The sequence below is a fragment of the Actinotalea sp. genome (assembly GCF_041597215.1).
GTDB lineage: Bacteria > Actinomycetota > Actinomycetes > Actinomycetales > Cellulomonadaceae > Actinotalea.
The window spans coordinates 1-4,350 of record NZ_JBFHHB010000259.1; the positions used below are offsets into that span (position 1 = coordinate 1).

Annotated in this window: 4 protein-coding genes; 1 reads left to right on the forward strand and 3 read right to left on the reverse strand. The window is 72.2% G+C overall.

What is annotated here, in order from left to right; genetic code table 11:
• A partial coding sequence (locus ABWK99_RS14070) for a response regulator transcription factor (protein WP_372595330.1) occupies positions 1 to 404 on the reverse strand: 404 nt, incomplete at its 3' end.
• Positions 401 to 1,600, reverse strand: coding sequence for a sensor histidine kinase (locus ABWK99_RS14075; RefSeq protein WP_372595331.1), 1,200 nt, complete (start codon positions 1,598 to 1,600; stop codon positions 401 to 403). The genes ABWK99_RS14070 and ABWK99_RS14075, both read right to left, overlap by 4 nt.
• 96 nt (positions 1,601 to 1,696) lie before the next feature.
• On the opposite strand from ABWK99_RS14075, the gene ABWK99_RS14080 reads away from it, so the two are divergent.
• Positions 1,697 to 2,440 (forward strand): hypothetical protein, encoded by a 744-nt coding sequence (locus ABWK99_RS14080; RefSeq protein WP_372595332.1) that lies wholly within the window; start codon positions 1,697 to 1,699, stop codon positions 2,438 to 2,440.
• A 123-nt stretch (positions 2,441 to 2,563) separates the two neighbouring features.
• Here the strand turns inward: ABWK99_RS14080 and ABWK99_RS14085 are convergent, their stop codons facing one another.
• On the reverse strand, positions 2,564 to 4,273 hold the full coding sequence (locus ABWK99_RS14085; protein WP_372595333.1) for an alpha-glucosidase: 1,710 nt from the start codon (positions 4,271 to 4,273) through the stop codon (positions 2,564 to 2,566).
• Between the last annotated feature and the right edge of the window lie 77 nt (positions 4,274 to 4,350).

The window sequence follows — 4,350 nt, forward strand, 5'->3', positions numbered from 1 at the left end:
GCCGCGGCATGGACGGCCTGGACGAGCAGCGCCGGCCCGGCGTCCTTGAGCAGGAAGCCCCGCGCCCCGGCGCGAAGCGCGTCGTGCACGTACTCGTCGAGGTCGAAGGTCGTGATGACGACGACGGCGAGCGGATCGGCGACCTCCGGCCCGGCGAGCTGCGTCGTCGCCTCGATCCCGTCCAGCACGGGCATCCGGATGTCGAAGAGGCACACGTCCGGGCGCAACCGCCGGGCGAGGGCGACGGCGTCCCGGCCGTTGCTCGCCTCCCCGACGACCTCGATGCCCTCCTGGGCGCCGAGGATCATCGCCAGGCCCACGCGGACGAGGTCCTGGTCGTCCGCGATGATCACCCGCAGGGGGGTGTCCTGATCCTGCTGCTCGATCGGGCCCGTCTCGGTCATCGTGGCTCCCTCGATCGGGGCAGCACCGCGCGCACCGCCCATCCACCGTCCTGGCCGGGACCGGCCTCGACGGTCCCCCCCAGCAGGTCCATCCGCTCCCGCATGCCCACCAGTCCGTACCCGGTGCCCCCGGTACGTGGCACCGGTACCTGGCCGGTGCCGTCGTCCACGACCGACACCTGCAGCTCGGCCCTCGTGAGCTGCACGACGACCTGCACCCGGGTCGCGCCGCTCGCGTGCCGGCGGACGTTCGTCAGGCACTCCTGGACGAGCCGGTAGGCGGCCGACTGCAGAGCGCCCGGGCAGTCGGCGACAGGACCGTCGACGCTCAGCTCGACCGGGGGCACTCCGTCCGTCGACGCGACGAGCCGCTCGAGGTCGGCGAGCCCCTGCGCCGGTGCACGCTCGGCCGGAGCGCCGGACCGGAGCACGCCGACCAGTGCCCGCATCTCGGCGAGGGCCTTGCTCGCCGAGTCCTCGATGGCCGGCAGCACGCCGAGTGCCCGCTCGGCGTCGGTCGCAGCGACGGCGCGACCGGCCTGCGACTGGAGGAGGATCGCCGAGACGTGGTGCGCGACGGTGTCGTGCAGGTCCCGAGCGAGGTGCTCACGCTCGGCTGAACGGAGCTGCTCCACCGCACGCTGCCGGTTCGACGTCCAGAACCGCACCGCCGCGCCGAGCGCAGCAGGGAAGAGCAGGAAGCCGAGCCCGACGGCCATGCTCGCAGGGCTCGATCCGTAGAACGGCTCACGCAGCAGGTGGCACGAGACGACGAAGGCGAGACCGGCGGCGGTGTCCCGTGCCGACGCCCAGCGCGCGAGCGAGTAGGTCAGCACCAGGACGCAGGCGGTGACGTTGAGGACCCCGTACTCGCGGCCGACGACCGCAGGGCCGAGGCCGGCGAGGGTCTGCGCACCGAAGCCGATGACGACGGCGACGAGCGGCCGCTGCACCCGCCACAGCAGGGCGAGGATGCAGACGACCGCCAGGCCGATCGAGTACAGCGGCCACGGGACGGCCGTCCTGCTCAGGCCCTCGACGGGAGCCGCGACGGCGAGCAGGGCGATCGCCACCAGCTCCAGCCGCGCGGTCCGGCCCGGGACGACCGGAACCGGCACCCGAGGCTCCTGCCACAGGGCGAGCAACGCGTTCTGCACCACTCGACCGAGCCTAGGCTCGCCGCTCTCGCGGCTCATCGGCCGCACGGGCCTGTCCCTCTCCACCTTTCGGCCAGGTCGATCTCGGCCCCGGCGCCGATGCCGGGCACCGGGCAGGAGCGCGACGCTCGATCCATGACCACCACCTCCGCACCCACGTCCCCGTCCACCGCCTCGCTCGCGAGCCAACCCACCACAAGCCGCGCCGCCCTGCAACGGTCTGCCGGCATCGCGTCTCTCGTCTCGGCCGGCACCTACCTCGTCGGCTTCGGGCTGCTGCTCGCTCACCTGGCGCCCGAGGGCTTCCTCGACGCCAAGGGCGACCCCGCTGCCGCCCTGTCGTTCCTGCTGGACCACCAGCTCGCGATGTACCTGTGGCACCTGGTGCTCTACCTGGTCGGCGGCGCGGCAATGGCCGTCCTCGCCCTGGGCATGCACGCACGACTCGCTCCACGAGCGCCGGGGCTCGCGAACGTCGGCGCCGCCTTCGGCCTGGTGTGGTCGACGGTCCTCCTCGCCGCGGGGATGATCACCCTCGTCGGGCAGCGCTCCGTCGCCGAGCTCGCCGCCACCCACCGCGACCAGGCCGAGTCGACGTGGACCACCCTCACGGTGATCCACGACGGGCTCGGCGGTGGGATCGAGCTGGTCGGCGCCCTCTGGATCCTGCTCGTCAGCGTCGCCGCGCTGCGCACAGGACTCCTCGGTCGCGGGCTGGCCGTCCAGGGGATCGCCGTCGCCGTCGCCGGTCTCCTGACCCTGGCGCCGCAGGTCGTGGAGGCAGGGTCGGCCTTCGGTCTCGGGTTCATCGTCTGGTTCGTCTGGGCCGGACTCTCCCTGCTGCGACGCCCCGGTCACCCGGACCTCGCCACCCGCTGACCCGATCCACGGACCACGGGCCCGGACTCGCCGACCGCGCGAGTCCGGGCCGTGGCATGCACGCGTGCGTGCCGAGGGAGCAGTGGCCCGCTCCGGCGCGGCACACCACAGCCGCGCAGCGGCTCAGCGGCTCAGCACGACGAGCTGCTCCCACGGGCCGAGCACCGCCGGGTCTCCCGAGGCCGAGCCGAGCAGCCGCTCACCGTCGAGCAGCCCGGCCTCCGCCCCGAGGTCGAGCGCCGCCGGCTCCCCCGAGAGGTTCACGAGCACCAGCAGCCGCACCCCGTCGGACGAACGCAGGTAGGCGAAGACCTGCTCGTGCTCGGGGAGCAGCAGGCGGTAATCCCCGTGCACGACGACGGGAAGCGTGTGCCGCAGCTCGATCAGCCGACGGTAGTGGTGGAACACACTGCCCGGGTCGGCGATCGCGGCCTCGGCGTTGATCTCGACGTGGTTGGGGTTCACGGCGAGCCAGGGCGTCCCGGTGGTGAACCCCGCCTGCGGGGTGGTGTCCCACTGCATCGGGGTCCGCGCGTTGTCGCGGGACTTGACTGCGAGCGCGTGCAGGATCGCCCCGGGGCCCAGCCCGCCGGCGGCTGCCTCGCGCGCCCAGCCGAGCGACTCGATGTCGCGGTACGCGTCGAGGGAGTCCAGGTGCGCGTTCGTCATCCCGAGCTCCTCGCCCTGGTAGACGTAGGGCGTCCCGCGCAGCAGGTGCAGCACCGTCGCCCACGCCTTCGCCGAGGCCACCCGGTGCGCACCGTCGTCGCCCCAGCGCGAGACGATGCGCGGCTGGTCGTGGTTGTTCCAGTACAGGGAGTTCCAGCCCCGCTCGGCGAGCCCCTCCTGCCAGGCCGAGAGGTTGGCCTTGAGGTCCGTCAGGCGCAGCGGGGCCAGGTCCCACTTGGAGCCGCCGGGCACGGCGTCGAGGTTCATGTGCTCGAAGGTGAAGACCATGTCCACCTCACCACGGGCCGGGTCCGTGTAGAGGACGGCGTCGGCGACGGAGGCACCGGGGGTCTCGCCCACCGTGATCAGGTCACGGCCCGCGAGGACCTCGCGGTGCATCTCGGCGAGGAACTCGTGGATGCGCGGGCCGTTCATGAAGAACGGCGAGCCGTCGCCGAGGGAACCACCGTGCGTCCGCCCGTCGGGAAGGGTCCCGTCGGGGTCGACCTGCTTGGAGACGAGGTTGATCACGTCCATCCGGAACCCGTCGACACCCCGTTCGAGCCAGCGGCGCATCATCGCGTGCACGGCGCCGCGCACCTCGGGGTTCTCCCAGTTCAGGTCGGGCTGCTTGCGGGAGAACAGGTGCAGGTAGTACTCACCGGTCGTCTCGTCGAGCTCCCAGGCCGGGCCGCCGAAGAACGAGGCCCAGTTCGTCGGTTCGGCACCGGGGGTCCCCGGCTCGTGGCCGGGGCGAGCCGGACGCCACCAGTACCAGTCGCGCTTGGGGCTGTCGACGGAGGACCGCGACTCGACGAACCACGGGTGCTCGTCGGAGCTGTGGTTGACCACGAGGTCCATGACGACCCGGATCCCACGAGCATGGGCGGAGGCGATCAGCTCGTCCAGGTCCGCGAGCGAGCCGAAGAGCGGGTCGACGTCGCGGTAGTCGGCCACGTCGTAGCCGTGGTCGTTCTGCGGCGAGGTGTAGAACGGCGTGATCCACAGCGCGTCCACCCCGAGGTCACGCAGGTAGGGCAGTCGGTCGGTGATGCCGGGCAGGTCGCCGATGCCGTCGCCGTCGGAGTCCGCGAAGGAGCGGACGTAGACCTGGTAGCAGACGGCGTGCCGCCACCAAGGCGAATTTGGATCGTTCAAAGTCATGTCCGAAATCATCCCACGCAGGCGCCTCGCAGCGTCAACCGAGATCAGCCGATCCGAAGCGTTGCGCGCGTCACTCA

Coding starts and splice junctions, on each gene's coding strand:
- ABWK99_RS14075 (WP_372595331.1), bottom strand. CDS start 1,600: ATGAGCCGCGAGAGCGGCGAGCCTAGGCTCGGTCGAGTGGTGCAGAAC.
- ABWK99_RS14085 (WP_372595333.1), bottom strand. CDS start 4,273: ATGACTTTGAACGATCCAAATTCGCCTTGGTGGCGGCACGCCGTCTGC.
- ABWK99_RS14080 (WP_372595332.1), top strand. CDS start 1,697: ATGACCACCACCTCCGCACCCACGTCCCCGTCCACCGCCTCGCTCGCG.